Here is a 26,141-nt window from a genome sequence, read left to right as displayed (position 1 = left end):
GGAAAAATGCCAATCAACATTACCATGCCGGCGCTCTCGCCCACGATGGAAGAGGGCAATCTTTCCAAGTGGTTGGTCAAGGAAGGCGACAAGGTTTCGCCGGGCGATGTCATCGCCGAAATCGAGACCGACAAGGCGACGATGGAGGTCGAGGCCGTCGATGAAGGCACGGTGGCGAAGCTCGTCGTTCCCGCCGGCACCGAAGGCGTCAAGGTCAATGCCCTGATCGCCGTGCTTGCCGCCGAGGGTGAGGATGCGGGTGCTGCGGCGAAGAGCGGCGGCGACGCCGCGCCGGCAAAAGCCGAGGCTCCGAAGGCTGAAGCTCCCAAGGCTGAGGCGCCAAAGGCCGAGGCACCGAAGCCTGTTGCTGCGGCCGCACCCAAGGCCGAGGCGGCTCCGGCCGCCAATGGTCATGCGGCTGGCGAGCGCACTTTCGCCTCACCACTGGCCCGCCGTATCGCCAAGGACGCCGGCGTCGATGTTTCCGCCGTGACCGGCACCGGCCCGCACGGCCGTGTAGTGAAGGCCGATGTCGATGCCGCGATCGCCGGCGGCGGCGCCAAGGCAGCACCCGCGGCCAAGGCTCCTGCCAGTGCGCCGGCTGCTGCTGCCGCTCCCGCCGTGAAGGCGATGTCGGATGATCAGGTGCTGAAGCTGTTCGAGCAAGGCTCCTACGACCTCGTCCCGCACGACAATATGCGCAAGACCATCGCGCGGCGCCTCGTCGAGGCCAAGACCACCATCCCGCATTTCTACCTGACGCTCGACTGTGAGCTCGACGCGCTGCTGGCGCTGCGCACGCAGATCAATGCGGCAGCCCCGGTGAAGAAGACCGATAAGGGCGAGGCTCCGGCTTACAAGCTGTCGGTCAACGACATGGTCATCAAGGCGATGGCGTTGGCCCTGAAGGCGGTGCCGGATGCCAATGCCTCCTGGACCGAGAGCGCCATGGTCAAGCACAAGCACGCCGATGTCGGCGTTGCCGTGTCGATCCCCGGCGGTCTGATCACGCCGATCATTCGGCATGCGGACGAAAAGACGCTGTCGACCATCTCCAACGAGATGAAGGATCTGGCCAGCCGCGCCCGCAGCCGCAAGCTGAAGCCCGAAGAATACCAGGGCGGCACCACGGCGGTGTCGAACCTCGGCATGTTCGGCATCAAGGACTTTGCCGCCGTCATCAACCCGCCGCATGCGACCATCCTGGCGGTCGGTGCGGGTGAAGAGCGGGCTGTGGTCAAGAATGGCGAGATCAAGATCGCAACGGTTATGTCGGTGACGCTGTCGACCGATCATCGTGCCGTCGACGGCGCACTGGGTGCCGAGCTGCTGGTCGCCTTCAAGCGGCTGATCGAGAACCCGATGGGCATGTTGGTCTAGGAAAGGAAAAGGCTGTGCGGACATTCTTCACCAGCCTTTTTGCTTTCATCCTTTCCGGCTTTGCCGGCGGCCTGGTCGCGCAGTGGCTGGCTGTCGCCACCGACGATCAGGGGGCATACATCGTCGCCTTTGCAGTCTCGATGCTGGTGACGTTCGTCGTCACCTTTGTCTTCTTCATCGCTCAGTTGATGAATGATCCCGTCACCGCAGTGGCCAAAACTGGCAAATGGACGCTGATCGTGTTTGCGGTGCTGCTTGTCCTGCTGGTCGCGTTGACGCTCTATAGCGACAGCAGTGCGGCCGTCGTCAAGAAAGACATGCCATTCATTGCAGGCCTTGGCTTGCCCGGGCTGGTGACCATCATCGTGCAGTGGCTTTTCGTGCGCTGGCGGGTGAAGCGCGGCTTAGCCGCCACAAAGGCAGGTTGAGCGCATGAAGACGGTGCTTTGTTACGGCGACTCGCTGACCTGGGGACACAACCCTGACACTTTGGGTCGACATGAACATGAAGACCAGTGGCCAACCGCACTGGCGACAGCGCTCGGACCGGGATTCCACGTCATTGCCGAGGGACTGGGCGGTCGCACCACGGCCTATGACGACTTCCTGTCGGGCGCGGACCGAAATGGCGCGCGGATATTGCCGACGATCCTGAGCACGCACTCGCCGATCGACCTGATCGTCATCATGCTTGGCTCGAACGACATGAAGCCGTCGATCCACGGCAGCGCGGTCATAGCGTCCTATGGCATGCGGCGCCTCGTTGAGATCGTCCGGGGGCACGCCTATCCATTCGGCAGTGTCGCCCCCGAGATTATTCTGGTTGCGCCGCCGCATATCGTGGAAACCCGCAAGGCGGACTATGCCGAAATGTTGGGAACGGGCTCAATCGAGTCGCCCAGGCTCGCCGGCTTTTATCAAACCGCCGCCAACGAGATGGGCTGCGGCTTTTTTGATGCCGCGAGCGTCGCCAGATGCACACCGCTCGACGGCGTCCATCTCGATGCCGAAAACACGCGCAACATCGGCAAGGCGTTAGCGCCTGTCGTGCGCGGCATGCTGGAACTGTGAATAAGGAGAAAATCCGTGGCTGAGAACTACGACGTCATCATCATCGGCTCCGGCCCCGGCGGCTATGTTACGGCGGTGCGTTCCGCCCAGCTCGGCTTCAAGACGGCGATCATCGAGCGCGAGCATCTCGGCGGCATCTGCCTCAACTGGGGCTGCATACCGACCAAGGCGCTGCTGCGCTCGGCCGAGATCATGCATTATTCGGATCATTTGAAGGACTATGGCCTGAAGCTCGACGGCAAGGTCAGCGTCGACACGGCGGCCGTGGTCGACCGTTCGCGAAAAGTTTCGCTGCGGTTGAATGGTGGCGTTGCCTTCCTGATGAAGAAGAACAAGGTCGACGTCATCTGGGGCGAGGCAAAACTCTCGAAGCCCGGCGAGATTGTCGTCTCCAAGACAGCCAAGAAGCCGATGGAACCGCAGCCACCAGTGCCGAAGGGCGTCAAGGGCGAGGGCACCTACACCGCCAAGCACATCATCCTGGCGACTGGTGCCCGGCCCCGCGCGCTGCCTGGCATCGAGCCGGACGGCAAGCTCATCTGGACCTATTTCGAGGCCATGGTTCCGCCGGAAATGCCGAAGTCGCTGCTGGTGATGGGGTCCGGCGCCATCGGCATCGAATTCGCTTCCTTCTACCGCACCATGGGCGCTGACGTGACGGTCGTCGAGCTGTTGCCGGCGGTGATGCCGGTCGAGGATGCCGAAGTCTCGAAATTCGCGCAAAAGCAGTTCGAGAAGCAAGGCATGAAGATCATTCTCGAAGCCAAGGTGACCAAGGTCGAGAAGGGTGCCAACTCGGTCACCGCGCATGTCGAGATGAAGGATGGCAAGGTCGAGAAGATCACTGCCGACCGCATGATTTCCGCCGTCGGTGTGCAGGGCAACATCGAGGGCCTCGGGCTTGAAACACTCGGCGTGAAGACCGAGCGTGGCTGCGTCGTCGTCGACGGTTACGGCAAGACGAACGTAGCCGGCATCTACGCCATCGGCGATGTCGCCGGCCCGCCAATGCTTGCCCACAAGGCCGAGCATGAGGGCGTGGTGTGCATCGAAAAGATCGCCAGCTTTCCCGGCGTGCACGCCATCGACAAGCTCAAGATCCCCGGCTGCACCTATTGCAACCCGCAGGTCGCCTCAGTCGGCCTGACGGAGGCCAAGGCCAAGGCCGAGGGCAAGGATATCCGCGTCGGCCGCTTCCAGTTCGCCGCCAACGGCAAGGCGATCGCGCTTGGCGAGGACCAGGGCTTCATCAAGACCATCTTCGACAAGAAGACCGGTCAGCTGCTCGGCGCCCATATGGTCGGTGCCGAGGTGACCGAACTGATCCAGGGTTTTGTCGTGGCGATGAACCTCGAAACGACCGAGGAAGAGCTGATGCACACCATCTTCCCGCATCCGACCCTGTCGGAGATGATGAAGGAAAGCGTGCTCGACGCCTATGGCCGCGCCTTGAACGCATGATAGATTTGCCGCAAGAGACTCAGCCGCGAAAGCCCTGGGAACTCAACGGCAGCGGTGTTCGTTTCCGGATGCATTTTTACGTGCGCAAGGAGAAGACATATGCACTTGAACGGCGTGGGCTGGATCGCAGCCATCATTATCGGCGGCCTGGCAGGCTGGTTCGCCGAAATGTTCATGAAGAGCAACACCGGCATATTCATGAACATTATCATGGGTATCGTCGGTGCAGTCGTGTTGAACGCCATCCTGCAGGCGCTCAATTTCGGTCCATTCGGCGTCGGCTGGATTGCTTATCTGATCACCGGCTTCATCGGTGCCTGCCTGCTGATCTTTGTCGGTCGCCTGGTGCGCCGCTAGTCGATATCGTTGCCGGCTATGCGAAAACGGTTGTAGCGGCATGCGCCGCTGCAGCCTTTTTCTTTGTGCCGAAAAGTCCTAGATGACGTAAAAGTGACGATCGCCGGCAGGCGGTCGCAAGAAAAGCCAAGGTTCAGATGGTCACTGTCCTCGACACAATCGCCAACGCGCCGCGGCTGCGGCACCCCGAGAAGGCGCACAAGCCTGACCAGGAGGTGTTGCGCAAGCCGGACTGGATTCGCGTCAAGGCGCCGGTCTCGAAGGGCTATGCCGAGACACGCGAGATCGTGAAATCGCACAAGCTGGTGACCGTTTGTGAAGAGGCTGGCTGCCCCAACATAGGCGAGTGCTGGGAGAAGAAGCACGCCACCTTCATGATCATGGGTGAGATTTGCACCCGCGCCTGCGCCTTCTGCAATGTCGCCACCGGCATTCCGACCGCGCTCGATGCCGATGAGCCGGCCCGTGTCGCGCATGCCGTCAAGCAGATGGGCCTCAGCCACGTCGTCATCACCTCGGTCGACCGTGACGATCTCGCCGATGGCGGTGCACAGCACTTCGCCGAAGTCATCCGGGCGATCCGCGCGGCAACGCCTTTGACGACAATCGAAATCCTGACGCCCGATTTCCTGCGCAAGGACGGAGCGCTGGAGATCGTCGTGGCGGCCAAGCCCGACGTCTTCAACCACAATCTCGAAACCGTGCCGTCGAACTATCTGACGGTGCGGCCGGGCGCCCGCTATTTCCACTCGATCCGGCTGTTGCAGCGGGTCAAGGAACTCGATCCGTCGATCTTCACCAAATCCGGCATCATGGTCGGCCTGGGCGAGGAGCGGAACGAGATCCTGCAACTGATGGACGATCTGCGCTCGGCCAATGTCGACTTCATGACCATCGGCCAATATCTGCAGCCGTCGAAGAAGCACCATCCGGTGATCCGCTTCGTCACACCGGAGGAATTCAAGTCCTTCGAGACGATCGGCCGGACCAAGGGTTTCCTGCTGGTGGCATCAAGCCCGCTCACACGCTCATCGCACCATGCCGGCGACGATTTCGCCCGGCTGCGCGCGGCGCGGGAAGCGCAGCTCCAGAAGTCGCTCTAGCCGATTTTATGCCCAAATTCGAAGCCACCCGCCGCGTTGCCCACACGCCGCAGCAGATGTTTGCGCTGGTTGCCGATGTCGAGGCCTATCCACAATTCCTGCCGCTTTGCGAAGCGCTGACGGTGCGCTCGCGCAAGGAGCGTGACGGACGCACCGTTCTCCTGGCCGACATGAGCATCGGCTACAAGGCCATCCGCGAGACCTTCACCACGCAGGTGCTGCTGAAGCCCGACGAGAACGCCATCGACGTCAAGTACATCGATGGCCCGTTCAAATATCTGAGCAATGTCTGGCGTTTCGAGCCCGACGGCGCCGGCTGCGCCGTCCGCTTCTTCATCGACTATGAGTTCAAGAGCCGCATCCTGGGCGCGCTGATGGGCACCATGTTCGACCGTGCCTTCCGCATGTTCGCCGAGGCTTTCGAAAAGCGCGCCGACGTCATCTATGGTGTCGCACCGCAGGCTTAGAGCATTTCACCGTTTCACGGAAACGGCGAACTGCTCTAACTCTTTGTTTTGACGCAATTCCCAAGGGAAAGCGCTATGCGCTTTTCCCGGGAAAACAGCTTCACACTTTTCCTGGAATTGCTCTAATTCTGGCTGAGCGCTTGCAGGCCCAACTTCAGCGCGTGTCTCACAGTCTCGTGGCGGATGAATTCGCGGCCCTTGTGGCCGAACAGCTGGCGCTCGGCGGCAACCGGCTGGCCGGCCAGGGCAAGGCCGAACCAGACGAGACCGATCGGCTTGTCGGCCGAACCGCCGCCTGGACCGGCAATGCCGGTAACGGCAAGAGAAAGGCTTGCGCGTGAATGCGCCAGCGCGCCGGCCGCCATCTCCAGCACCGTTTCGCGCGACACAGCTCCATGCGCGTCGAGCGTTTCGGCGGAAACGCCGAGCATCTCCATCTTGGCTTCGTTGGAATAGGTGATGAAGCCGCGGTCTACCACGGCGGAGGAGCCGGCAATGTCGGTGAGCGCGGCGATGATCAGGCCGCCGGTGCAGCTTTCCGCCGTCGCCAGCATGATGCCACGTTGCTGGCAGGCCAGCAGCAGGGCGTTTGCGAGTTCGGCGTTGCTCATTCCGGCACCTCGCCCGGAAACACCACGCTGGCCGTAGCGATCGCCGCAATGCCTTCCTCGCGGCCGATGAAACCGAGCTTCTCGTTGGTTGTCGCCTTGATCGAGATGCGGTCGGCGGAAATGCCTAGCATCTGCGACAGGGCTGATGTCATTGCCTCGCGGTGTGGGCCGACGCGCGGCGCCTCGCAGATCAGCGTGATGTCGGCATTGGCAATGCGGCCGCCGCGCCCGCGCACCACCTTTGCCGCATGCTCGACGAAGATCCGCGACGCAGCACCCTTCCACTGCGGATCGGACGGCGGAAAATGCGTGCCGATGTCGCCGGCGCCGCAGGTCGCCAGCAGCGCGTCGGTCAAAGCGTGCAGGCCGACATCGGCATCGGAATGGCCCGACAGTTTCCTGTCATGCGGAATGACGACGCCACACAGGGTGACATGATCGCCAGGCTCGAAGGCGTGGACGTCGTAGCCGTTGCCGGTGCGGATGTCGGGGAAGAGTGTGCGTTCGCTGGAAAGCCGCTGGTGCGCCATGGCGATGTCCCGTGCCCAGGTGAGTTTGACGTTGTCCGGCGAGCCGGGAACCAACTTGACTGGAATATGCGCCCATTCGGCGATGGCCGCGTCGTCGGTGAAATCCAGCCTGCCCAGCTGATGGGCCTTGTCATGCGCGGCAAGGATCGGCCCGTAGGGGAAACCTTGCGGCGTTTGCGCCGCATGCAGCCCGCTGCGGGAAACGGTTTCCGCGACCACGCCTGACGCCGACTCGCGCTTCAGCGTGTCGGCGACGGGCAGGGCAGGCAACGCCCCCTCGTTCTCGCCGATGGCGGCGATGGTGCGGTCGATCAACTCCGCGTCGACGAACGGGCGGACAGCATCGTGAATCAGAACCTGACCCGGCGCGTGGTCTTTCAGCGCCAGCAAGCCGAGCCGGACGGACTCCTGCCTGGTCGGCCCGCCAATGACGGCGATGACACGCTGGGCCTGGGTGCCAGCTGCTTGCCGAAACAGTTCATGGTCATCGGCATGGATGGCGACAACGATCTGGCCGGTGCGCGGATGGGCAAGAAACATCTCCAGCGTATGCGCAATGACGGCGCGGCCGCCGATGTGTTGGTACTGCTTGGGTCCGTTGGCCTGCCCGGCACGAGCGCCGCGGCCGGCGGCGACGATCACCACCGCAACCCCGCCCGTCGCGCTCGCGTTTTCACTTCCGTCAGTCATGGCGATTGGCTTAGCGCACGATCCCCAAAAGTGTAATTGGTTTTCCGAAAAGATCGTGCGTCAAATATGAATTCCAAAGCGTCTTGAAAGGACGCGCCAGGCCCTGGTCGGGGTAAAAGCCTAAGGCCGGCATTTTCCCAATTGCGCCTTAATGTGGCGTCATTCCGCGTTGCACATTGCGGCCGATATGGCTAGAGAATGTGCAACGAATGGACGTGCTTGGTTTTTGTGCATGGTTAACTCAGCCAAATTGGCCGCGCCTCTCGACGTCGGCGGCGTGGAAATCCGCAATCGCGTGTTCCTCGCGCCGATGTCGGGTATCACCGACGAGCCTTTCCGCAAGCGCGCCCATGCGCATGGCGCCGGCCTTGTCGTGTCCGAAATGGTGGCAAGCGGCGAACTCGCCAAGGGCAGGGCCGGCTTCGACCTGCGCATACGTCATTCCGGCCTGCCCGTCCATATGGTGCAGCTAGCCGGCCGCGAGGCGGCACATATGGCTGAAGGCGCGCGCATCGCCGCCGGCGAGGGCGCCGACATTATCGACATCAACATGGGCTGCCCGGCCAAGAAGGTCACCGGTGGTTATGCCGGCTCGGCATTGATGCTGGATCTCGACCATGCGCTGTCGCTGATCGAGGCGGTGGTTGGCGCGGTCAAGGTGCCGGTGACGGTCAAGATGCGGCTCGGCTGGGACGAAGGCGCACTCAATGCGCCAATCCTCGCACGCCGTGCCGAGCAGGCGGGCGTCAGCATGGTGACGGTACACGGCCGCACGCGCTGCCAGTTCTATCAGGGCAAGGCCGACTGGCGCGCCATCGCCCGCGTCAAGGAAGCCGTTTCCATCCCGGTCGTTGCCAATGGCGATGTCTGCAATCCCGCCGAGGCAGCCGCCATTCTCGACCAATCCGGCGCCGATGCGGTGATGGTCGGCCGCGCCCATTATGGCGCGCCCTGGATCGCCGGTGGCATCGCAGCCGCGGCCGCAGGCGAAACGGCGGCCAAGATGCCGCAGAATCCCGCGGCACTGGCCGACTATGTCGTCGCCCACTACGAAGACATGCTGGCGCTTTATGGCGTCGAGAGCGGCTTGCGCCAGGCGCGCAAGCATCTGGGCTGGTATCTCGATCGCCATGGCGTTGGCGCTGCCGACGACGACCGAAAAGCCATCCTGACCGCGTTCGAGCCGGCCCGCGTCATTGCCCTGCTGCGAAATGTATTCTCGCGCGATCCGCAACCCCTGAACCTGCGGAGTGCGGCATGAACGCCAACGTCTCCCGTGGCACCGATATGGCAGAGGCCGCCCATATCGTGCTCAACACCATCCGCCGTCCGGTGATCATGGTCGATACGGACGGATTCATCACCTACGCCAATGCCGATGCCGAGGACTTCTTCCGCTCGAGCGCGAATATGCTCGCCCGCAACACGCTGTCGAAACTCATTCCTTTCGGCAGCCCGCTGCTGACGCTTGTCGACCAGGTGCGCGAGCGCCGGGCTCCGGTCAACGAGTATCGGGTCGATGTGTCGTCGCCACGCCTCGGCATCGAGAAGGTCGTCGATCTCTATGTCGCGCCGGTGCCGGAATTCCCGGGCTCCGTCGTGGTCATGTTCCAGGAGCGGTCGATGGCCGACAAGATTGACCGGCAGATGACGCATCGCGGTGCCGCGCGCTCGGTGACCGGCCTGGCGGCGATGCTCGCCCATGAAATCAAGAATCCGCTCTCCGGCATTCGCGGCGCCGCGCAGCTGCTCGAACTGTCCGCTTCCGACGAGGACCGTGCGCTGACCCGGCTGATCACCGACGAAACGGACCGCATCGTGTCGCTGGTCGATCGCATGGAGGTGTTTTCCGACGAGCGACCGATCGATCGCTATCCCGTCAATATCCATGTCGTGCTTGACCATGTGAAGGCGATCGCCAAGAACGGTTTTGCGAAGAAAGTCAGGATATTGGAGGACTATGATCCTTCATTGCCTCCGGTGTTCGCCAATCGCGACCAGCTGATCCAGGTGTTCCTCAACCTGGTCAAGAACGCCGCCGAGGCGATCGGCAGCGATCCGCATGGCGAGATCGTGCTATCGACCGCCTTCCGGCCGGGCATTCGCGTTTCGGTGCCAGGAACGCAGGACCGCGTATCGCTGCCGCTGGAGTTCTGCGTGCGCGACAATGGCTCCGGCGTCTCCGAGGATATCCTGCCGATCCTGTTCGATCCCTTCATCACCACCAAGCCGAACGGCTCGGGGCTGGGGCTGGCGCTCGTCGCCAAGATCGTCGGCGAGCATGGCGGCATCATCGAATGCGAATCGACCCCGCGCGGAACCACCTTCCGCATCCTGATGCCGGCCTGGAAGGAAACGCCGTTCGGCGCTGAAGAAGACGGTGAAGGAGACCGCAAATGACGGTTCGCGGCAATATTCTCGTCGCCGACGACGATGCGGCGATCCGCACGGTGCTCAATCAGGCGCTCTCGCGCGTCGGCCATGAGGTGCGCGTCACCTCCAATGCCTCGACCCTTTGGCGCTGGGTGGCAGCGGGCGAGGGCGACCTCGTCATCACCGACGTGGTGATGCCCGACGAAAACGCCTTCGACATGCTGCCGCGCATCAAGAAGGCGCGGCCGGAACTGCCGGTCATCGTTATGAGCGCCCAGAACACGTTCATGACGGCGATCCGTGCATCCGAGACCGGCGCCTATGAATATCTGCCGAAGCCGTTCGACCTGACCGAGCTCCTCAACATCGTCAACCGGGCGCTGTCTGAGCCGCGCCGGCCGAAGATCGATGCGCGGCCGGAAGAACAGCCCGATGCGATGCCGCTGGTCGGCCGCTCGGCGGCCATGCAGGACATCTACCGCATGCTGGCGCGTATGATGCAGACCGACCTGACGGTGATGATCTCGGGCGAATCCGGCACCGGCAAGGAACTGGTGGCGCGCGCGCTGCATGAATATGGCCGTCGTCGCGGCGGCCCGTTCGTCGCCATCAACATGGCGGCAATCCCGCGCGATCTGATCGAATCAGAGCTGTTCGGCCACGAGAAGGGCGCTTTCACCGGTGCCCAGAACCGCTCCACCGGCCGTTTCGAGCAGGCTGAGGGCGGCACGCTGTTCCTCGACGAGATCGGCGACATGCCGATGGAGGCGCAGACGCGCCTGCTGCGTGTCCTGCAGCAGGGCGAATACACGACGGTCGGCGGCCGCACGCCGATCAAGACCGACGTGCGCATCGTCGCCGCCACCAACAAGGATCTGCGCACGCTGATCAACCAGGGGCTGTTCCGCGAGGATCTGTTCTATCGCCTCAACGTCGTGCCACTGAGATTGCCGGCATTGCGCGAGCGTTCCGAGGACGTGCCCGATCTCGTGCGCCACTTCTTCAAGCTTGGCGAGATGGAAGGGCTGCAGACCAAGCGCATCTCATCCGGCGGCATCGAGCTGATGAAGCGCTACCCGTGGCCGGGCAATGTGCGCGAACTGGAAAATCTCGTTCGCCGGCTCGCAGCGCTTTATTCGCAGGACGAGATTTCCGCCGAGATCATCGAGGCGGAGCTCAAGACCGGCGAGCGCCCCGTGGTCCCCGGCGGCGGCAACCTCATTCCCGACGACCTCTCCATCGGCCAGGCGGTCGAGCATTTCCTGCAGCGCTATTTCGCCTCGTTTGCCGGCGAACTGCCCCCCGCCGGGCTCTACCAGCGCATTCTGTCCGAAGTCGAATATCCGCTGGTCCTGGCCTCGATGACGGCAACCCGCGGCAACCAGATCAAGGCCGCGGAACTGCTGGGGTTGAACCGCAACACGCTGCGCAAGAAGATTCGCGAGCTGGGCGTCAATGTCTACAAATCATCGCGGCCGGGCTGAGCGCCGATCCGACGTCGACTTTTTTTCACGAGACTGAGCGTCTTTTCAGGGGACTGAGTGGCGAAAGATTTCCGCCATTGTCACACTTGTTGCATAATCGCCACAATGCGTTGCATAGATCGGACGCAATCATTGGCTCCCAGACGGCGACATGGCTCCGCAGGCACCTGTACTCAACCAACCGCTTTTCAGCGAACCCGGCGCACGCGACGGACGCCGCCTGCTGGCGCTGCCCGGCGTGGTGGCGGTCGTCGGCGCGCTGGTCATGGCGGCCATTTCATTCACCATCCTGGTGGGCGCGACGCCGATCGCGCCTGACGCCAGGACGACCTGGGCGCTGATCGCGCTCAACGCCGCCTTCGTGCTTTTCCTCAGCGCGCTGGTCGGACGCGAGGTGCATCGCATCGTCATGGCGCGCCGGCATGGCAAGGCGGCCTCGCGGCTGCATGTGCGCATCGTCGCCATGTTCGCGCTGGTTGCCGCCATCCCCGCCATCATGGTGGCGATCATCGCCTCGATCACGCTCGATATCGGCCTCGATCGCTGGTTCGAGATCCGTACCAAGACGATCGTCAACTCCTCGCTGTCGATCGCCGATGCCTATGTCCAGGAAAACGCCCGCAATCTGCAGGGCACGACGCTGTCGATGGCCTATGATCTCGATGCGTCGCGCACGCTCTACGGCCTTGATCGCACAGGCTTTCTCGACCTCATGAACAAGGAGGCGGTGGGCCGGTCTCTGGCCCATGCGGCGCTGATCAAGCCCGACGGCTCGTTCGTCATGAGCGCGCAGACCGATGCTGATTTCTCCATGCCGGAACCGCCGGAAGGCTCGGTCAGCAGCGCCACCGACGGCAAACCGGTGCTGATCGAGCCGCGCACCCGCAACATTATGGGCGCCATCGTCAAGCTGCGTGAGATTGAGGGCCTCTACCTCTACACCATCCGCCTTGTTGATCCCGAGGTGATCAAGGCGCGGCAGATCGTCAGGTCCAACACCGACGAATACCGCAACCTCGAAGACAACAGGCGCACGTCGCAGGTGGCCTTCGCGCTGCCCTATCTGTCGCTGACCCTGATCATCATCCTGTCGGCGATCTGGACCGGCATTGCCGTCGCCGACCGTCTCGTACGGCCGATCCGCCAGCTCATCGGTGCTGCCGACGAGGTGGCGACCGGCAATCTCGACGTCGCGGTTCCCGTCAGGCCTTCCGACGGTGATGTCGCCTCGCTTGGCGACACCTTCAACAAGATGCTGCTGGAGCTCAAATCGCAACGCAACGAGATCCTGTCGGCAAAGGACCTGATCGACGAGCGGCGGCGCTTTTCCGAAGCCGTGCTTGCCGGCGTCACCGCCGGCGTCATCGGCGTCGATCCCTACGGCATCGTCACCATCGTCAACCGTTCGGCCGAATCGATGCTGGCGATCTCCGCCAGCGCCGCGCTCGGGCAGAATCTGTCCGCTCTTCTGCCGCATGTCGGCCGTGTCTTCGAGATCGGCCGCCAGTCGGGCAAGCCTGTCTACCGCGAGCAGGTGACGTTCTTCCGCGCCGGCACCGAGCGCACCTTCAACGTGCAGATCACCATCGAAGCGGGCGACGACGGTTCGGAGGAAAAATCCTACGTCGTGACGGTCGACGACATCACCGATCTGGTGCAGGCCCAGCGTTCCTCCGCCTGGGCCGATGTGGCGCGCCGCATCGCCCACGAAATCAAGAATCCGCTGACGCCGATCCAGCTTTCGGCCGAGCGCATCAAGCGACGCTTCGGCAAGGTCATCACCGAGGACCGCGAGATTTTCGATCAGTGTACCGACACCATCATCCGGCAGGTCGAGGACATCGGCCGCATGGTCGACGAATTCTCCGCCTTCGCGCGGATGCCGAAGCCCGAGATGAAGGCCATCGATCTGCGCGAATCGCTGCGCGAGGCCTCATTCCTGGTCGAAGTCAGCCGCGCCGACATTGGCTTCGAACGTGTGTTCGGCAACGAGCCGCTCAAGGGCACGTTCGACAGCCGCCTGATGGCGCAGGCATTTGGCAATGTGATCAAGAACGCCGCCGAAGCGATCGACGGACTGGAACAGAAGGACGGTTCGCACGGCATAATCCGGATTCAAGCCGGGCGCCAGAATGGCGCGATTCGAATCGACGTCATCGACAATGGCAAAGGCCTGCCGCGCGAGAATCGCCAACGGCTGCTCGAGCCCTATATGACCACACGCGAGAAGGGCACCGGGCTTGGTCTCGCTATCGTAAAGAAGATCGTGGAGGACCATGGTGGCAGGCTGGAACTTCATGATGCCCCTGCGGATTTCCACAACGGGCGTGGCGCGATGATCAGTATCATCCTGCCGCCTGTGGCTGCCACGCCGTTGCGCGGTGAAGCCAAGACGGAAAACGAAAGAGAAACTGAAAAGGTCGGTAATGGCGTCTGATATTCTCATCGTCGATGACGAGGAAGACATCCGTGAGCTCGTCGCGGGCATCCTGAGCGATGAAGGTCATGAAACCCGTACGGCATTCGATGCCGACAGCGCGCTCGCTGCTATAGCTGATCGTGCGCCGAGGTTGATTTTCCTCGATATCTGGCTGCAGGGCTCGCGCCTGGACGGCCTGGCGCTGCTCGACGAGATCAAGACCATGCATCCCACGCTGCCGGTGGTGATGATCTCCGGCCACGGCAACATCGAAACGGCGGTCTCGGCCATCCGTCGTGGCGCCTATGATTTCATCGAGAAGCCGTTCAAGGCCGACAGGCTGATCCTCATTGCCGAGCGTGCGCTGGAAACCTCGAAATTGCGGCGCGAGGTTTCCGACCTCAAGCTGCGGAGCGGCGAGACCTTCGATCTCATCGGCATGTCGTCGGCGATGAGCCAGCTGCGCCAGACCATAGAGCGCGTCGCGCCGACCAACAGCCGTGTCATGATCATCGGCCCATCGGGATCCGGCAAGGAACTGGCGGCGCGCGCCATCCACACGCTGTCGGCCCGCAAGGGCGCGCCGTTCGTGACGCTGAGTGCCGCCAACATCACCCCCGAGCGCATGGAAATCGAGCTGTTCGGCACCGAATCGAATGGTGTCGAGCGCAAGGTCGGTGCGCTGGAAGAAGCCCATCGCGGTATCCTCTACATCGACGAAGTGGCCGATATGCCGCGTGAGACGCAGAATAAGATCCTGCGCGTGCTGGTCGAGCAGCAGTTCGAGCGGGTAGGGGGCACCAAGCGGGTCAAGGTCGATGTCCGCATCATCTCCTCGACCTCGCAGAACCTGGAAGCGATGATTGCCGACGGGCGTTTCCGCGAGGATCTCTATCATCGCCTGGCGGTGGTTCCGGTGATGGTGCCGGGGCTGGCCGAGCGGCGCGAGGATATTCCCTATCTCGTCGACAACTTCATGAAGCAGATCGCCCGCCAGGCCGGCATCAAGCCGCGCCGCATCGGCGACGACGCGCTGGCCGTGCTGCAGGCGCACAACTGGCCGGGCAACGTCCGCCAGTTGCGCAACAATGTCGAGCGCCTGATGATCCTGGCGCGTGGCGACGACGTCGATGCGCCGATAACCGCGGACCTTCTGCCGTCCGAGATCGGCGATGTCATGCCGCGCACGCCGAACCAGTCCGACCAGCACATCATGGCGCTGCCGTTGCGAGAAGCGCGTGAACAGTTCGAGAAGGACTATCTGATCGCCCAGATCAACCGCTTTGGCGGCAACATCTCGAAAACCGCCGAGTTCATCGGCATGGAGCGTTCCGCCTTGCACCGCAAGCTGAAGTCGCTGGGCGTCTGACGCACACAAAGTCAGCCTGGCCGTGGCCTACGCAATTGTCGGTTACGGGTGCGGCGGAATCGCATAAGAAAGCCGGGACTTTTCTGAGGGATCACCCATGCCGCGCATTGCCTATGTGAACGGGCGCTACGTCGTCCACGCGGACGCTTCCGTGCATATCGAGGATCGCGGCTATCAATTTGCCGACGGTGTCTATGAGGTCTGCGAGGTGGCGCGAGGCTTCATCGTCGACATGCCGCGCCATCTTGCCCGGCTGAACCGCTCGCTCACCGAACTGTCGATCGCCTGGCCGGTCGCGCGCAACGTGCTGCCGCTCATTCTGCGCGAAGTGGTCAACCGCAACCATGTCGCCAACGGTCTGGTCTATGTCCAGGTGACGCGCGGCGTCGCCAGCCGCGATTTTGTTTTCCCGTCGGCGGACACCAAGCCCTCCTTGGTGGTCACGGCCAAGAAGGCTGATCCGGCGGCTGGAGCAAAGCGGTCCGAGACCGGCATAGCGGTCATCACCGTGCCCGAGAACCGTTGGGACCGCGTCGACATCAAGACTGTCGGACTGCTGCCCAATGTACTGGCCAAGCAGAAAGCCAAGGAAGCCGGTGCCCAGGAGGCATGGTTCGTCGACACCGACGGCAACGTCAAGGAAGGTGGCTCGTCCAACGCCTGGATCGTCACCCGGGACGGCGTCCTGGTTACGAGGCCTGCCGAGCACGGCATCCTGCGCGGCATCACCCGCACGACCATGTTCGAAGTGGCGGCAAAGCTCGGCCTGAAGATCGAAGAGCGCGGTTTTTCCGTCGCCGAGGCCAAGGCGGCGCGCGAGGCGTTCATCAGCTCCGCGACGACGATTGCCATGCCTGTCGTGGCCATTGACGGCGATCCGGTCGCCAACGGCCACCCCGGCTCTGTGACACTTTCGTTGCGGCAGGCCTTTTTTGACATTGCGGAAAAAAGTCCAGCCTGATAACCGCTCAGGTGGAATGAACATCAATATATCTCGTTCTGCTTGTCGTTACTGACGACAAGACGGTGTTTGCGTGCTTGACATGTGCCCGACAATTTGGCGCATTGGCTTGCAAACCGAAGGGGATCGGCGAAAGACAAGAACAATGGCGGAACGATCGCAAAACCTTCAGGACCTGTTCCTGAATTCAGTTCGCAAGAGCAAGAACCCGCTCACCATCTTTCTCATCAACGGCGTGAAGCTGACCGGCGTCGTCACTTCGTTCGACAATTTCTGTGTGCTGCTGCGCCGCGACGGTCACTCCCAGCTCGTCTACAAGCACGCCATTTCCACGATCATGCCGAGCCAGCCGGTTCAGATGTTCGATGGCGAGGAAAGCCAGGGCGCCTGATTGGCACGTGAGAAGGACGCGGACGCCACCGTTCGCGGAAAACCAGCGCATCATCCCGGGACGCAAGCCAAGGGTCCGACCCGGGCTGTCGTCATTGTGCCTGTGCTTACCCGCCAGCCGCGCGGCGACGACGATACGAACCGCCCGCGGCTGACGCGATCAGCTGACGCACGCCGCGACGAGGCCGTCGGCCTTGCCCGCGCCATCAACCTTGATCCGATCCATACGGCGGTGGTGACCGTCAACGACCCGCGGCCGGCGACCTTGCTCGGCAGCGGCAAGGTCGAGGAGTTCGCCGAGATCGTCAAAGAGGGTCATGCGGAACTGGTCATCGTCGATCATCCGCTGACGCCAGTGCAGCAGCGCAATCTCGAAAAGGAATTGAACGCCAAGGTGCTCGACCGCACCGGGCTGATCCTCGAGATCTTTGGCGAGCGCGCCCGCACCAAGGAAGGCACGCTGCAGGTCGAACTCGCCCATCTCAACTACCAGAAGGGCCGCCTTGTGCGCAGCTGGACCCACCTTGAGCGCCAGCGCGGCGGCGCCGGCTTCCTCGGCGGCCCCGGTGAAACCCAGATCGAATCCGACCGGCGGCAATTGCAGGAAAAGATCATCAAGCTGAAGCACGAGCTGGAAACGGTTCGCCGCACCCGCGACCTGCATCGCGCCAAGCGCAAGAAGGTGCCGTTCCCGGTGGTGGCGATTGTCGGCTACACCAATGCCGGCAAATCGACGCTGTTCAACCGGCTTACCGGAGCAGACGTGCTGGCGCAGGACATGCTGTTCGCCACGCTCGACCCGACGCTGCGCCGCGTGCGCCTGCCTCATGGCACGCCGATCATCCTGTCGGACACGGTCGGTTTCATCTCCGACCTGCCGACGCATCTGATCGCGGCTTTCCGCGCCACGCTGGAAGAGGTGGTCGAGGCTGATCTCGTCCTCCATCTGCGCGACATTTCCGATCCCGACACGGCAGCGCAGGCCGAGGATGTCGAGCGCATCCTGGCCGACCTCGGTGTCGACGCCAGCGATACCAAGCGTGTGATCGAAGTCTGGAACAAGGTCGATCTTCTGGACGAAGGCAACCGGAGCCGGCTGCTCGCCGATGCCGCCGACGGCAGCAAGGGACCGCCGATCGCCGTATCGGCGGTGACCGGCGAAGGCATCGATGCGCTGAAGGCGGTCATCGAGACACGCATGGCGGGCGAACTCGAAGACCTGACGGTGACGATCGAGCCGGCGCAGTTCGGCCTTGTCGACTGGCTTTATCGCAATGGCGATGTCGTTTCTCGCACCGACAATGACGACGGTAGCGCCACCATCTCGCTCAAGGCGACGCAAAGCGCCCGCGAAGAGATCGAAAGCCGATTGCGCAGGAAAAACCAAGGGTAACCCAAGGCAATTCCAGCAAGAGTCTATAGCGGTTTTTCAGCCGGAACTGCCGAGGTTACTTCGCGGTTTTTGCTTCCTGCCACAGCGCTTCCATTTCGGCCAAAGTGGCATTCTCCAGCGTGTTGCCGGACATCTCCAGGGCCTGCTCGACATAGTGGAAGCGTGAGCGGAATTTTTCGTTGGTGCCGCTCAGCGCGGCTTCCGAATCGAGCTTCAGGTGACGGCCGAGATTGACGACGGCGAACAGCATGTCGCCGAATTCGTCCTTGATCGACGCGGTATCGTCCTTGGCCAGGGCCTCGCGCAATTCGCCGATCTCTTCCTCGATCTTGTCAAGGATCGGCGCCGCCTCGCTCCAGTCGAAGCCGACACGCGCAGCCTTCTCCTGAAGTTTGAGCGCCCGCGTCAAGGCCGGTAGGGCAACCGGAACACTGTCCAGAAACCCTTTGCCATTGTCTTCGGGATCGAGACCGCGCGCGAGGCGGGCGCTTCGTTTCTCGGCCTTCTCCTGCGCCTTGATCTTTTCCCACATGCCCTTGGCCATGCCGGCGCTGCGGGCTTTTTCGTCGCCGAAGACATGCGGGTGGCGACGGATCATCTTGGTGGTGATCGCCTGGACCACATCCGGGAAAGCAAATTCACCGGCTTCCTCGGCCATTTGCGCGTGATAGACGACCTGCAGCAGGAGGTCGCCCAGTTCGTCACGCAGATCGTCGAGATCCCCGCGCGCAATGGCGTCCGCCACCTCATAGGCTTCCTCGATCGTATAGGGCGCGATGGTCGAGAAATCCTGCTCGATGTCCCATGGGCAGCCGGTCTTGGGCGCACGTAGCGCTGCCATGATCTCGATCAGGCGCGAAATGTCTTTCGATGGCGTCATGCGGCGGATGCTATCCTGGGACCCGACGCGCGGCCAATGCTGTCAGCCGGCGAGGGCGCCTTGTCCACAGCTGAGCCGCTTTAGTCGAGCACCGAGACGATCGCCTTGGCGAGGTCGTCCATGCCGTCTTCAGGCAGCCCGGCGACGTTGATGCGGCTGTCGCCGACCATGTAGATGGCATGCTCGGCGCGCAGCCGCTCGACCTGAGCTTCCGTGAGGCCTAGCCTGGAGAACATGCCGCGATGGCTGGCGACAAAGTCGAAGCGGTCGGAATTGGACTGCCGGCGCAGTGCCTCGGCGAAAGCCACGCGCAGCCTCAGCATGCGCAGGCGCATCTCTTCCAGCTCGGCTTCCCAGTCGGCGCGCAGGCTAGCGTCTTCCAGCACGATGCGCACCGCAGCGGCACCATGATCCGGCGGCATCGAATACATGGCGCGCGCCGCCGACAGCATCTGGCTCATCGCCACATCGGCCTGTGCGCCGTCCCTGGCCAGGACCATCGCCGCACCGACACGATCGCGGTAGACGGCGAAATTCTTCGAGCAGCTCGAGGCAACAACCATTTCCGGCACTTTCGCCGCCAGCAGACGCAGGCCAAGCGCATCGGCCTCGAGCCCGTCGCCAAAGCCCTGGTAGGCAATGTCGACGAACGGCAGCAGGCCGCGCTCGACGACCAGATCGGTGACGGCCTCCCACTGAGCCGCGTCCAGGTTGGCGCCGGTTGGGTTGTGGCAGCAGCCATGCAGCAGCACCACGTCGCCACTCTTGGCCGTCCGCAACGCCGCCAGCATGTCGTCGAAACGAACGGCACCCGAGGCCGCATCGAAATAGGGATATTCGCGGATCTGCAGGCCGGCGGCACGCATCACCGGCATATGGTTCGGCCAGGTCGGGTCCGACAGCCAGATGGTGGCATCCGAACGCGTCCGCTTGAGCAGCTCCGCCACCAGCCGCAACGCGCCGGAGCCGCCAGGTGCCTGTGCCGCCCGGATGCGCGTCATGTCGGCGCCTGGGCCGAAAGCGAGCTTGGCCATCACCGCGTTGAAGCCGGTATCGCCGGCCAGCCCGAGATAGGTCTTAGTGTCTTGGCTGTTCAACAGCCGCCTTTCAGCCTCACGCACGGCGCGCATGACCGGCGTCTTGCCGTCACGATCCTTGTAAACGCCGACGCCGAGGTCGACTTTGTTGGGGCGCGGATCGGCGCGATAGAGGCCGATCAGGGCCAGGATCTTGTCGGCGGGAGCTGGCTGCAGGTCTTCAAACATCGTTATAGTTCCGTTGGCGCGGCGGAGTGATACGCAAATAGAACGTGATGCACCAGCGGTTTTGGTTGCTTCAACGCAAAAGGCGGCACCCCAAGAGGGACGCCGCCTTTCGATCGAAACGGTAGCCGCTATTCTATTCGCAGCGTATGCATCGCTTCGAATGCGGTTCAAGGGATGACTGCTTCATGCTCGTACGGCTGACGATGATCTGCAACGGCGCCACGGCCGCGACCCGGCAGGGGGCATTCCCGTCGGACGAGCCGTTGGAGCCGCGATCACTGACGCTGGCGAAGGCGATGCGCGGGGCGTTGCGCCGTGCCGACCGCGTGTGGACGGCGCCTTCGCTTCGCGCCCGGCAGACCGCCGAGGCACTGGCGCTGGACGCATCGGTCGAGCCGCTTCTGGCGGACCAGGATCATGGAAGCTGGGCCGGCAAGAGCTTTGACGACGTGCGGGCGGAGCAGCCCGAGGGGATCGCTGCCTGGCTAAGCGACCCAAATGCAGCGCCGCACGGCGGCGAGTCGCTGGCCGACGTTGCTCGCCGGGCCTCCGACTTGATAGACCGGTTGATCACCGAGCGTGGCCACACCATCGCCATGACCCATGCCAGCGTCATCCGCACCGCGATCCTGCATGTTCTCGGCGCACCGCTTGCCGCCTCCTGGAAGATCGACATCGAGCCGCTCAGCATCACCGATTTTCGCAGCGACGGCCGCAGATGGGTGTTGCGTGCCTGCGGTGTACCCGCTCCGAAGCCGGCAAAATCACTTCACACCTGAGAGCCAGACTGGGCGAGGGTACTGCGAACGATACCCTCCGGCGAACCCGGCAAAGAAAAAACTGCAAGGGTTGGGATTAAAATCCCCACATGCTCCGTAAACAGGGCATGAAACGGTCGATGCCACGCTTTGACATCATAGGACAGCTCGGGTCGCTGCGGCGTTACGCGCAGTCGCTGACGCGCGACAGTGCCGACGCCGAGGATCTCGTGCATGACGCGCTGGTGCGTGCCTATGAGCGGCGCGGCACCTTCCGCTCGGGTGGAAACCTGCGGGCCTGGCTGCTGTCGATCGTCCACAACGCGTTTGTCGACCGGCTGCGCTCGCGGCGCTCAGAAGCGGCGCGCATCGAACAGGCCGGATACCTCGCCGATGCCAGCACACCGGCGCCGCAGGAGCATTCGGTGCGCCTGGCGCAGGTGCGGGAGGCCTTTTTCACTTTGCCGGAAGAGCAGCGTTCGGCGCTGCATCTGGTCGCCATCGAAGGGCTTTCCTACAGCCAAGCCGCCGATGCCACCGGTGTGCCGCTGGGCACGCTGATGTCGCGCATTGGCAGGGCGCGCGCCGCCTTGCGCCAGATGGAGGATGCTGCCCCGGCACGTGGCAAAAATCATCTCAGGGTTGTGGGAGGTGAGCAATGACCGCTCTTGTCGACCCCGTGACCGACACCGACCTCGACGCCTATGTCGACGACCAGTTGGATGTCACGCGCCGCATCGAGGTCGAAGCATTCCTGTCGACCCGGCCGGAGGCCGCAGCACGCGTGATGTCGGATCTGCGGACGCGCGACGAACTGCGCGTGGCGCTTGCCGGTTCCAAGGGCATGGCGCGGCCGGCGACGGCTGATGCTGCGCGGCGGCTGGAGAGGGGGCTTGTCCGCGGCCGCATCTTCGGCGTCTTGCAGCGCGCCGCGGCCGTTGCCGCCTTCATTGCCGCCGGCTGGCTGGCGAACGGCATCATCGGGCCGATGTCGGTGACCAAGGTCGTCGCTTCGCCGCAGCCGCCCGCCTATGTCGACGAGGCGGTGCGCGCGCACAGGACGACGCTGGTGCGCGAAACCATGCCCTCGCAGCCGGAAGCGCCCAACTACAATGCCGGCGAAATCCGCGCCGCGACCGCGATCGTCATGCCGTCGCTGCCCAAGGACTGGAAGGTGCGCGACGTGCAGATCTATCCGTCGCGCTTCGGCCCGAGCGTCGAGGTGGCCGTTGACACCAAGGACATGGGCCTGGTGTCGCTGTTTGCCATCCGGCCGGGAAACTTCGACGTGGTCAAGCCGACCGTCGCGCCCTCGGGCGACATTTCCTCGGCCTATTTCCAGATCGGCGAGGTCGCCTATGCGGTGGTCGCCAAGAGCGGGGTTCGTGACCTCGACCGCGCCGCCGAGGCGCTCGCCAAAACGCTTTACTGACCGATTCACAAAGGAGACTGCAAATGAACACGCCCAATCTGGGATATCGCGTCGGCACCAGCGCCCAGGCCGGAGCCGTCTTCGACGAGGGCCTGCGCCAGCACATGCTGCGCGTCTACAACTATATGGGCCTTGGCCTCGTGGTCACCGGCCTGGTCGCCTTCATGGTGTCGTCGACGCCGGCGCTCTATGTGCCGATCTTCTCCAGCCCGCTGAAATATGTGGTGATGCTGGCGCCGCTCGCCTTCGTCTTGCTGTTCTCGTTCAAGATGCAGACCATGTCGGCGTCAAGCGCCCAGATGATGTTCTGGGCCTTCTGTGCGGTGATGGGCCTGTCGCTCGCCTCGGTGTTCCTGGTCTTCACCGGCACCAGCATCGCGCGCACCTTCTTCATCGCCGCCACCATGTTCGGCGCCACCAGCCTCTATGGCTACACGACCAAGCGTGACCTGACGCAGTTCTCGTCGTTCATGATCATGGGCCTGATCGGCGTGATGATCGCCAGCATCGTCAACATCTTCCTCGGTTCGACTGCGCTGCAGTTCGCTATTTCGGTGATCGGCATCGCCGTCTTCATCGGCCTGACCGCCTGGGACACGCAGACGATAAAGGAACAGTATGCCGAGAATTTCGACGCGGAATCGCGCCAGAAGCTCGCCGTCTTCGGCGCCTTCTCGCTCTATCTGAACTTCATCAACATCTTCCAGCTGCTGCTGAACTTCACCGGCGAGCGCGAATAACCACTGTCCGCTGTGGGCAAGGGCGAGCATATCGCCCTTGATGCGGAGAGGTGGCCGGAGGAGAGATCCTCCGGCCACAATTCGTTTCGGCAAGAACCGTCCACACCTTGAGTCCCCTAGAGCTTTTGCTAGTCTGCCCGCCGAACCAGCATCCAACACTGCGAGGACATGTGGCACAGGACAGCCAGACGCTTCATAGCGACGGCATAACGGCTGTTGTAACAGGGCAGGGTGCCGAACTGGTCTCGCTCCAAGACGCCCAGGGATTTGAGTACCTGTGGCAGGCCGGACCGGCCTGGCGGCGCCATTCGCCTGTGCTGTTTCCGATCGTCGGCCGGCTGAAGGGCGACCAGCTGCGCCATCGCGGCCGGACCTATCCGATGACGCAGCACGGTTTCGCCCGTGACAAGCCTTTTGTGTGGGAGGAGAGGGGGTCTCGATCCTGTACGCTGGTTCTCACCGACGACGCCGAGACGCGCGCGCACTACCCCTTCGCCTTTCGCCTTGCCGTGACCTACACGCTGGAGCGCCAGCAGCTTGGTGTGGTCCTGGAGGTCACCAACGTCGGCGACGAGACGTTGCCGGCCTCGGTCGGCGCGCATCCGGCATTCAACTGGCCATTGCTGTCGGGATTGCCCAAGCAGGCATATCGGTTGACCTTTGCCGACGATGAGCCGGCGCCGATCCGCCGCCTCAAGGACGGCCTTCTGCTCGCCGAGACGCGGGCGACACCGATCGAAGGCAGGACGCTCGCATTGTCCGAACGGCTGTTCGATGATGACGCCGTCATCCTGGATCGGCCCGCCAGCACCAGCGTGCGCTACGCCGCCGACCATGGTCCGGCGATCGAAATGTCATGGCAGGGGGCAGAGCAGCTGGGCATCTGGTCCAAGCCCGGCGGCGCGCCGTTCCTGTGCCTCGAGCCCTGGCACGGTATTGCAAGCCCGGTCGATTTCGATGGCGAATTCACTGACAAGCCTGGCGTGATGCTGATCGAACCGGGGGCGAAGCGTTCGCTGAACTACCGGATCAGCCTGGAGCAGGGGCCGCGGTGACCAGCGGACGACCAGCCGGAAAATCAACGTCATGGGATACCTAATGAAACTAGGCTTCATCGGCACGGGTGCGCTTACCTCAGCCATTGTCACCGGGCTCAAATCCCTCGAGGGCGACCCGGTATCGGTTGTGTTATCGCCGCGCAACGAAGAGATCGCAGCGGACCTCGCCTCCCGCTTTGCGAATGTGGATGTCGCCGCCGACAATCAGGCGGTCCTCGATGCGTGCGACACCGTCATGCTGGCGGTGCGGCCGCAAATTGCCCCTCAGCTCTTGCCCGAATTGCGGTTTCGGCGCGACCACCACCTCATCAGCCTGATCGCCACGCTGTCGCGCGAGGAAATAGTCGGCCTGACCGCGCCCGCGAGCCGCGTGACGAAAGCGCTGCCCATGCCGATGATCGCCCACCGGCTGGGGGCGACGATCATCTACCCGCCTGATCCGGAGGTGACCGCATTGCTGGCTGGACTGGGGAAGGTGATCGAGGTCGAGAGCCCCAGCGAGTTCGACGCCTTGAGCGTCGCGACAGCGACCTATGCCACCTACTTCAAATACCTCGACACGATCCACCGCTGGCTGAAGGCGCATGGCGTTCCGGACACGAAGGGGCGCGACTATATCGCAGCGCTCTTCACGGCGCTTGGACATGCTCCGGAAACAGCGCCCGATGCGGACTTCACACATCTGGCGCAGGATTATGCGACCCGCGGCGGCATCAATGAGCAGGTCCTGAACGAGCTCACGGCCCGCAACGTCTTCGATGCGCTGGCGGAAAGCCTGGATGGCGTGCATCGGCGCATTTCAGCGGCTGGCGCGACATAGCCGGGTCTCAAACGTGCCGGACGATGGTGCCGATCACATTGACGAGAAGGCGCGCGGCGGTGAGGGACGACAGGCCGTCCATGTCGGCGGGTGGGTAGAGTTCGACAAGGTCAAATCCCGCGATCCTGGCCCGCTTGTCGAGGCCAGCGACCAGGTCGATCGCCTGCGTGTAGGTGAGGCCGCCTGGCGTACGCGCCGCCACGCCTGGCATGATGCCGGGATCGAGGCTGTCGCAGTCGAAAGTGACGACGACGCGCGCGCCGTCCGGAATATGCCTGAGCGCCGCTTCCACGCCTTGAGCATGAACCTCGCGCGCGGTCACGAAACGGCTGCCATAGTGCTGCGCCGCTTCGATTTCGGCGCGGCGCGCGCTGCCGACGCTGCGCAGGCCGACCTGCACCATGCCGGCGACATGCGGCATCTCGCTCGCCCGCCGCATCGGGCTCGAATAGCCATAGCGTTCGCCATGCACCTCGTCGCGCCAGTCGATATGGGCGTCGATCTGCAGGATCCAGATCGGTCCGTGGTCAGCAAAGCCAGCAAGGAACGGAATGACGACGGAATCGTCACCGCCAAGCAGGATCGGTATGGCCGGCAAAGCCAGGACCTCGCGCGTCTTCGCCTCGATCCGGGTCCGGTTGCCGGCATTGTCGTGCAGGGTGGTCGAAATCTCGCCGGCGTCAACGCAGCTAACCGGCTTGCCGTCGAACAACGGGCCGCCGAGATCGAAATCCCAGTGCTCGACGAGCGGCGCATCGCCCTGGCTGGCTGCGCGGATGGCATCGGCGGCCAAGGCATAGCCGCTGCTGTCCTCGCCGGGATAGGTGCTGCCGTGGCTGGCTCCGAAGATCACTGCGCGAGGCGTGCGGCCATCGGCAAGGCGATCGGGAAGGCCGAGAAACGATGCGGTCATTTTCTTGAGGTCCTGATGATGTGTCGACAGGGAGGTTATCGCGTCACACGGGTGGGAGCAAAGTAGGTCGCCATCTCGATGCTGCTTCGAGCCAAAACGTGCGCATCCGAAAGTCGCATAAGATAGATTATGGAACTTGCGTATTGGCCAGCAGTTGGAAATTACTGCTGCATTTCATAGGCTTGAGACTCTCGATGTCTGTTGCCTCATGTGGAT

Annotated in this window: 26 protein-coding genes; 21 read left to right on the top strand and 5 right to left on the bottom strand. The window is 63.1% G+C overall.

Annotated elements, in window-relative coordinates; translation table 11 throughout:
* Positions 1–6 precede the first annotated feature (6 nt).
* From AC1DX4_RS12665 to AC1DX4_RS12635, 7 genes are all read left to right on the top strand, one after another.
* Positions 7–1,380 (top strand): pyruvate dehydrogenase complex dihydrolipoamide acetyltransferase, encoded by a 1,374-nt coding sequence (locus AC1DX4_RS12665; RefSeq protein WP_477220632.1) that lies wholly within the window; start codon positions 7–9, stop codon positions 1,378–1,380.
* Positions 1,381–1,394: 14 nt separating this feature from the next.
* Positions 1,395–1,808: a hypothetical protein gene (locus AC1DX4_RS12660; RefSeq protein WP_477220631.1), complete on the top strand. Its 414-nt coding sequence runs from the start codon at positions 1,395–1,397 to the stop codon at positions 1,806–1,808.
* Positions 1,809–1,812: 4 nt separating this feature from the next.
* Positions 1,813–2,451 carry an SGNH/GDSL hydrolase family protein gene (locus AC1DX4_RS12655; protein WP_477220630.1) on the top strand — a complete coding sequence of 213 codons (639 nt, stop codon included), beginning with the start codon at positions 1,813–1,815 and terminating at the stop codon, positions 2,449–2,451.
* A gap of 15 nt (positions 2,452–2,466) precedes the next feature.
* Positions 2,467–3,912 carry a dihydrolipoyl dehydrogenase gene (gene lpdA, locus AC1DX4_RS12650; protein ID WP_477220629.1) on the top strand — a complete coding sequence of 482 codons (1,446 nt, stop codon included), beginning with the start codon at positions 2,467–2,469 and terminating at the stop codon, positions 3,910–3,912.
* A 99-nt stretch (positions 3,913–4,011) separates the two neighbouring features.
* On the top strand, positions 4,012–4,269 hold the full coding sequence (locus AC1DX4_RS12645; RefSeq protein WP_477220628.1) for a GlsB/YeaQ/YmgE family stress response membrane protein: 258 nt from the start codon (positions 4,012–4,014) through the stop codon (positions 4,267–4,269).
* A 137-nt stretch (positions 4,270–4,406) separates the two neighbouring features.
* Positions 4,407–5,372, top strand: a complete 966-nt coding sequence (gene lipA, locus AC1DX4_RS12640) for a lipoyl synthase (RefSeq protein ID WP_477220627.1) — start codon at positions 4,407–4,409, stop codon at positions 5,370–5,372.
* A gap of 8 nt (positions 5,373–5,380) precedes the next feature.
* Positions 5,381–5,839: a type II toxin-antitoxin system RatA family toxin gene (locus AC1DX4_RS12635; RefSeq protein ID WP_475450858.1), complete on the top strand. Its 459-nt coding sequence runs from the start codon at positions 5,381–5,383 to the stop codon at positions 5,837–5,839.
* Positions 5,840–5,961: 122 nt separating this feature from the next.
* Here the strand turns inward: AC1DX4_RS12635 and AC1DX4_RS12630 are convergent, their stop codons facing one another.
* Complete coding sequence (locus AC1DX4_RS12630) at positions 5,962–6,450, bottom strand: CinA family protein (protein ID WP_477220626.1); 489 nt, start codon at positions 6,448–6,450, stop codon at positions 5,962–5,964.
* A complete protein-coding gene (locus AC1DX4_RS12625; RefSeq protein WP_477220625.1) occupies positions 6,447–7,670 on the bottom strand; it encodes a bifunctional 2-C-methyl-D-erythritol 4-phosphate cytidylyltransferase/2-C-methyl-D-erythritol 2,4-cyclodiphosphate synthase in 1,224 nt (407 codons plus the stop codon). Before AC1DX4_RS12625 ends, AC1DX4_RS12630 begins: the two co-directional genes overlap by 4 nt.
* Before the next feature lie 232 nt (positions 7,671–7,902).
* Here AC1DX4_RS12625 and dusB point away from each other — a divergent pair, with 232 nt between their 5' ends.
* The 8 genes from dusB to hflX all read left to right on the top strand — a co-directional run bounded on the left by dusB (position 7,903) and on the right by hflX (position 18,059).
* Positions 7,903–8,931 (top strand): tRNA dihydrouridine synthase DusB, encoded by a 1,029-nt coding sequence (gene dusB, locus AC1DX4_RS12620; RefSeq protein ID WP_477220624.1) that lies wholly within the window; start codon positions 7,903–7,905, stop codon positions 8,929–8,931.
* Complete coding sequence (locus AC1DX4_RS12615) at positions 8,928–10,070, top strand: two-component system sensor histidine kinase NtrB (RefSeq protein WP_477220623.1); 1,143 nt, start codon at positions 8,928–8,930, stop codon at positions 10,068–10,070. The genes dusB and AC1DX4_RS12615 overlap by 4 nt, the downstream gene beginning before the upstream one ends.
* Entirely contained in the window at positions 10,067–11,527 is a 1,461-nt protein-coding gene (gene ntrC / locus AC1DX4_RS12610; RefSeq protein WP_027045043.1) for a nitrogen regulation protein NR(I), read from the top strand. The genes AC1DX4_RS12615 and ntrC overlap by 4 nt, the downstream gene beginning before the upstream one ends.
* Positions 11,528–11,678: 151 nt before the next feature.
* A complete protein-coding gene (locus AC1DX4_RS12605; protein WP_477220622.1) occupies positions 11,679–13,964 on the top strand; it encodes a sensor histidine kinase NtrY-like in 2,286 nt (761 codons plus the stop codon).
* On the top strand, positions 13,954–15,315 hold the full coding sequence (ntrX, locus tag AC1DX4_RS12600; protein ID WP_095091615.1) for a nitrogen assimilation response regulator NtrX: 1,362 nt from the start codon (positions 13,954–13,956) through the stop codon (positions 15,313–15,315). The genes AC1DX4_RS12605 and ntrX overlap by 11 nt, the downstream gene beginning before the upstream one ends.
* Before the next feature lie 97 nt (positions 15,316–15,412).
* On the top strand, positions 15,413–16,276 hold the full coding sequence (locus tag AC1DX4_RS12595; RefSeq protein ID WP_477220621.1) for a D-amino-acid transaminase: 864 nt from the start codon (positions 15,413–15,415) through the stop codon (positions 16,274–16,276).
* A 145-nt stretch (positions 16,277–16,421) separates the two neighbouring features.
* Positions 16,422–16,667 (top strand): RNA chaperone Hfq, encoded by a 246-nt coding sequence (hfq, locus tag AC1DX4_RS12590; protein WP_006202172.1) that lies wholly within the window; start codon positions 16,422–16,424, stop codon positions 16,665–16,667.
* On the top strand, positions 16,668–18,059 hold the full coding sequence (gene hflX / locus AC1DX4_RS12585; protein WP_477220620.1) for a GTPase HflX: 1,392 nt from the start codon (positions 16,668–16,670) through the stop codon (positions 18,057–18,059).
* 55 nt (positions 18,060–18,114) lie between these two features.
* On the opposite strand, the gene mazG is transcribed toward hflX, so the two are convergent.
* Together mazG and AC1DX4_RS12575 are read right to left on the bottom strand one after the other, a co-directional pair.
* The gene (mazG, locus tag AC1DX4_RS12580) at positions 18,115–18,939 is read right to left on the bottom strand and encodes a nucleoside triphosphate pyrophosphohydrolase (RefSeq protein ID WP_477220619.1); all 825 of its coding nucleotides are present in this window, start codon (positions 18,937–18,939) and stop codon (positions 18,115–18,117) included.
* A gap of 80 nt (positions 18,940–19,019) precedes the next feature.
* Positions 19,020–20,204 carry an amino acid aminotransferase gene (locus tag AC1DX4_RS12575; RefSeq protein ID WP_477220618.1) on the bottom strand — a complete coding sequence of 395 codons (1,185 nt, stop codon included), beginning with the start codon at positions 20,202–20,204 and terminating at the stop codon, positions 19,020–19,022.
* Positions 20,205–20,389: 185 nt separating this feature from the next.
* Here AC1DX4_RS12575 and AC1DX4_RS12570 point away from each other — a divergent pair, with 185 nt between their 5' ends.
* The 6 genes from AC1DX4_RS12570 (at position 20,390) to AC1DX4_RS12545 (ending at position 25,012) form a co-directional block, all read left to right on the top strand.
* Positions 20,390–20,983 (top strand): histidine phosphatase family protein, encoded by a 594-nt coding sequence (locus AC1DX4_RS12570; RefSeq protein WP_477220617.1) that lies wholly within the window; start codon positions 20,390–20,392, stop codon positions 20,981–20,983.
* Positions 20,984–21,090: 107 nt separating this feature from the next.
* The gene (locus AC1DX4_RS12565; protein ID WP_477220700.1) at positions 21,091–21,624 is read left to right on the top strand and encodes a sigma-70 family RNA polymerase sigma factor; all 534 of its coding nucleotides are present in this window, start codon (positions 21,091–21,093) and stop codon (positions 21,622–21,624) included.
* Positions 21,621–22,394 (top strand): anti-sigma factor family protein, encoded by a 774-nt coding sequence (locus tag AC1DX4_RS12560; RefSeq protein ID WP_477220616.1) that lies wholly within the window; start codon positions 21,621–21,623, stop codon positions 22,392–22,394. The genes AC1DX4_RS12565 and AC1DX4_RS12560 overlap by 4 nt, the downstream gene beginning before the upstream one ends.
* Positions 22,395–22,417: 23 nt before the next feature.
* On the top strand, positions 22,418–23,134 hold the full coding sequence (locus AC1DX4_RS12555) for a Bax inhibitor-1/YccA family protein (protein ID WP_477220615.1): 717 nt from the start codon (positions 22,418–22,420) through the stop codon (positions 23,132–23,134).
* Positions 23,135–23,304: 170 nt separating this feature from the next.
* A complete protein-coding gene (locus AC1DX4_RS12550) occupies positions 23,305–24,189 on the top strand; it encodes an aldose 1-epimerase family protein (RefSeq protein WP_477220614.1) in 885 nt (294 codons plus the stop codon).
* Between the two features lie 43 nt (positions 24,190–24,232).
* Positions 24,233–25,012, top strand: coding sequence for a pyrroline-5-carboxylate reductase (locus tag AC1DX4_RS12545; RefSeq protein ID WP_477220613.1), 780 nt, complete (start codon positions 24,233–24,235; stop codon positions 25,010–25,012).
* Positions 25,013–25,019: 7 nt separating this feature from the next.
* Here AC1DX4_RS12545 and AC1DX4_RS12540 read toward each other — a convergent pair whose 3' ends face one another.
* On the bottom strand, positions 25,020–25,925 hold the full coding sequence (locus AC1DX4_RS12540; RefSeq protein ID WP_477220612.1) for an agmatinase: 906 nt from the start codon (positions 25,923–25,925) through the stop codon (positions 25,020–25,022).
* Positions 25,926–26,141: the final 216 nt, after the last annotated feature.

This window comes from Mesorhizobium sp. P3_A8, assembly GCF_056402995.1.
The sequence above is the reverse complement of the archived record's forward strand: the minus strand, read 5'-3'. Positions and strand labels throughout refer to the sequence as shown.

Coding starts and splice junctions, on each gene's coding strand:
- AC1DX4_RS12665 (WP_477220632.1), top strand. CDS start 7: ATGCCAATCAACATTACCATGCCGGCGCTCTCGCCCACGATGGAAGAG.
- AC1DX4_RS12655 (WP_477220630.1), top strand. CDS start 1,813: ATGAAGACGGTGCTTTGTTACGGCGACTCGCTGACCTGGGGACACAAC.
- AC1DX4_RS12645 (WP_477220628.1), top strand. CDS start 4,012: ATGCACTTGAACGGCGTGGGCTGGATCGCAGCCATCATTATCGGCGGC.
- lipA (WP_477220627.1), top strand. CDS start 4,407: ATGGTCACTGTCCTCGACACAATCGCCAACGCGCCGCGGCTGCGGCAC.
- AC1DX4_RS12635 (WP_475450858.1), top strand. CDS start 5,381: ATGCCCAAATTCGAAGCCACCCGCCGCGTTGCCCACACGCCGCAGCAG.
- AC1DX4_RS12630 (WP_477220626.1), bottom strand. CDS start 6,450: ATGAGCAACGCCGAACTCGCAAACGCCCTGCTGCTGGCCTGCCAGCAA.
- AC1DX4_RS12625 (WP_477220625.1), bottom strand. CDS start 7,670: ATGACTGACGGAAGTGAAAACGCGAGCGCGACGGGCGGGGTTGCGGTG.
- dusB (WP_477220624.1), top strand. CDS start 7,903: ATGGTTAACTCAGCCAAATTGGCCGCGCCTCTCGACGTCGGCGGCGTG.
- AC1DX4_RS12615 (WP_477220623.1), top strand. CDS start 8,928: ATGAACGCCAACGTCTCCCGTGGCACCGATATGGCAGAGGCCGCCCAT.
- ntrC (WP_027045043.1), top strand. CDS start 10,067: ATGACGGTTCGCGGCAATATTCTCGTCGCCGACGACGATGCGGCGATC.
- AC1DX4_RS12605 (WP_477220622.1), top strand. CDS start 11,679: ATGGCTCCGCAGGCACCTGTACTCAACCAACCGCTTTTCAGCGAACCC.
- ntrX (WP_095091615.1), top strand. CDS start 13,954: ATGGCGTCTGATATTCTCATCGTCGATGACGAGGAAGACATCCGTGAG.
- AC1DX4_RS12595 (WP_477220621.1), top strand. CDS start 15,413: ATGCCGCGCATTGCCTATGTGAACGGGCGCTACGTCGTCCACGCGGAC.
- hfq (WP_006202172.1), top strand. CDS start 16,422: ATGGCGGAACGATCGCAAAACCTTCAGGACCTGTTCCTGAATTCAGTT.
- mazG (WP_477220619.1), bottom strand. CDS start 18,939: ATGACGCCATCGAAAGACATTTCGCGCCTGATCGAGATCATGGCAGCG.
- AC1DX4_RS12575 (WP_477220618.1), bottom strand. CDS start 20,204: ATGTTTGAAGACCTGCAGCCAGCTCCCGCCGACAAGATCCTGGCCCTG.
- AC1DX4_RS12570 (WP_477220617.1), top strand. CDS start 20,390: ATGCTCGTACGGCTGACGATGATCTGCAACGGCGCCACGGCCGCGACC.
- AC1DX4_RS12565 (WP_477220700.1), top strand. CDS start 21,091: ATGAAACGGTCGATGCCACGCTTTGACATCATAGGACAGCTCGGGTCG.
- AC1DX4_RS12560 (WP_477220616.1), top strand. CDS start 21,621: ATGACCGCTCTTGTCGACCCCGTGACCGACACCGACCTCGACGCCTAT.
- AC1DX4_RS12555 (WP_477220615.1), top strand. CDS start 22,418: ATGAACACGCCCAATCTGGGATATCGCGTCGGCACCAGCGCCCAGGCC.
- AC1DX4_RS12545 (WP_477220613.1), top strand. CDS start 24,233: ATGAAACTAGGCTTCATCGGCACGGGTGCGCTTACCTCAGCCATTGTC.
- AC1DX4_RS12540 (WP_477220612.1), bottom strand. CDS start 25,925: ATGACCGCATCGTTTCTCGGCCTTCCCGATCGCCTTGCCGATGGCCGC.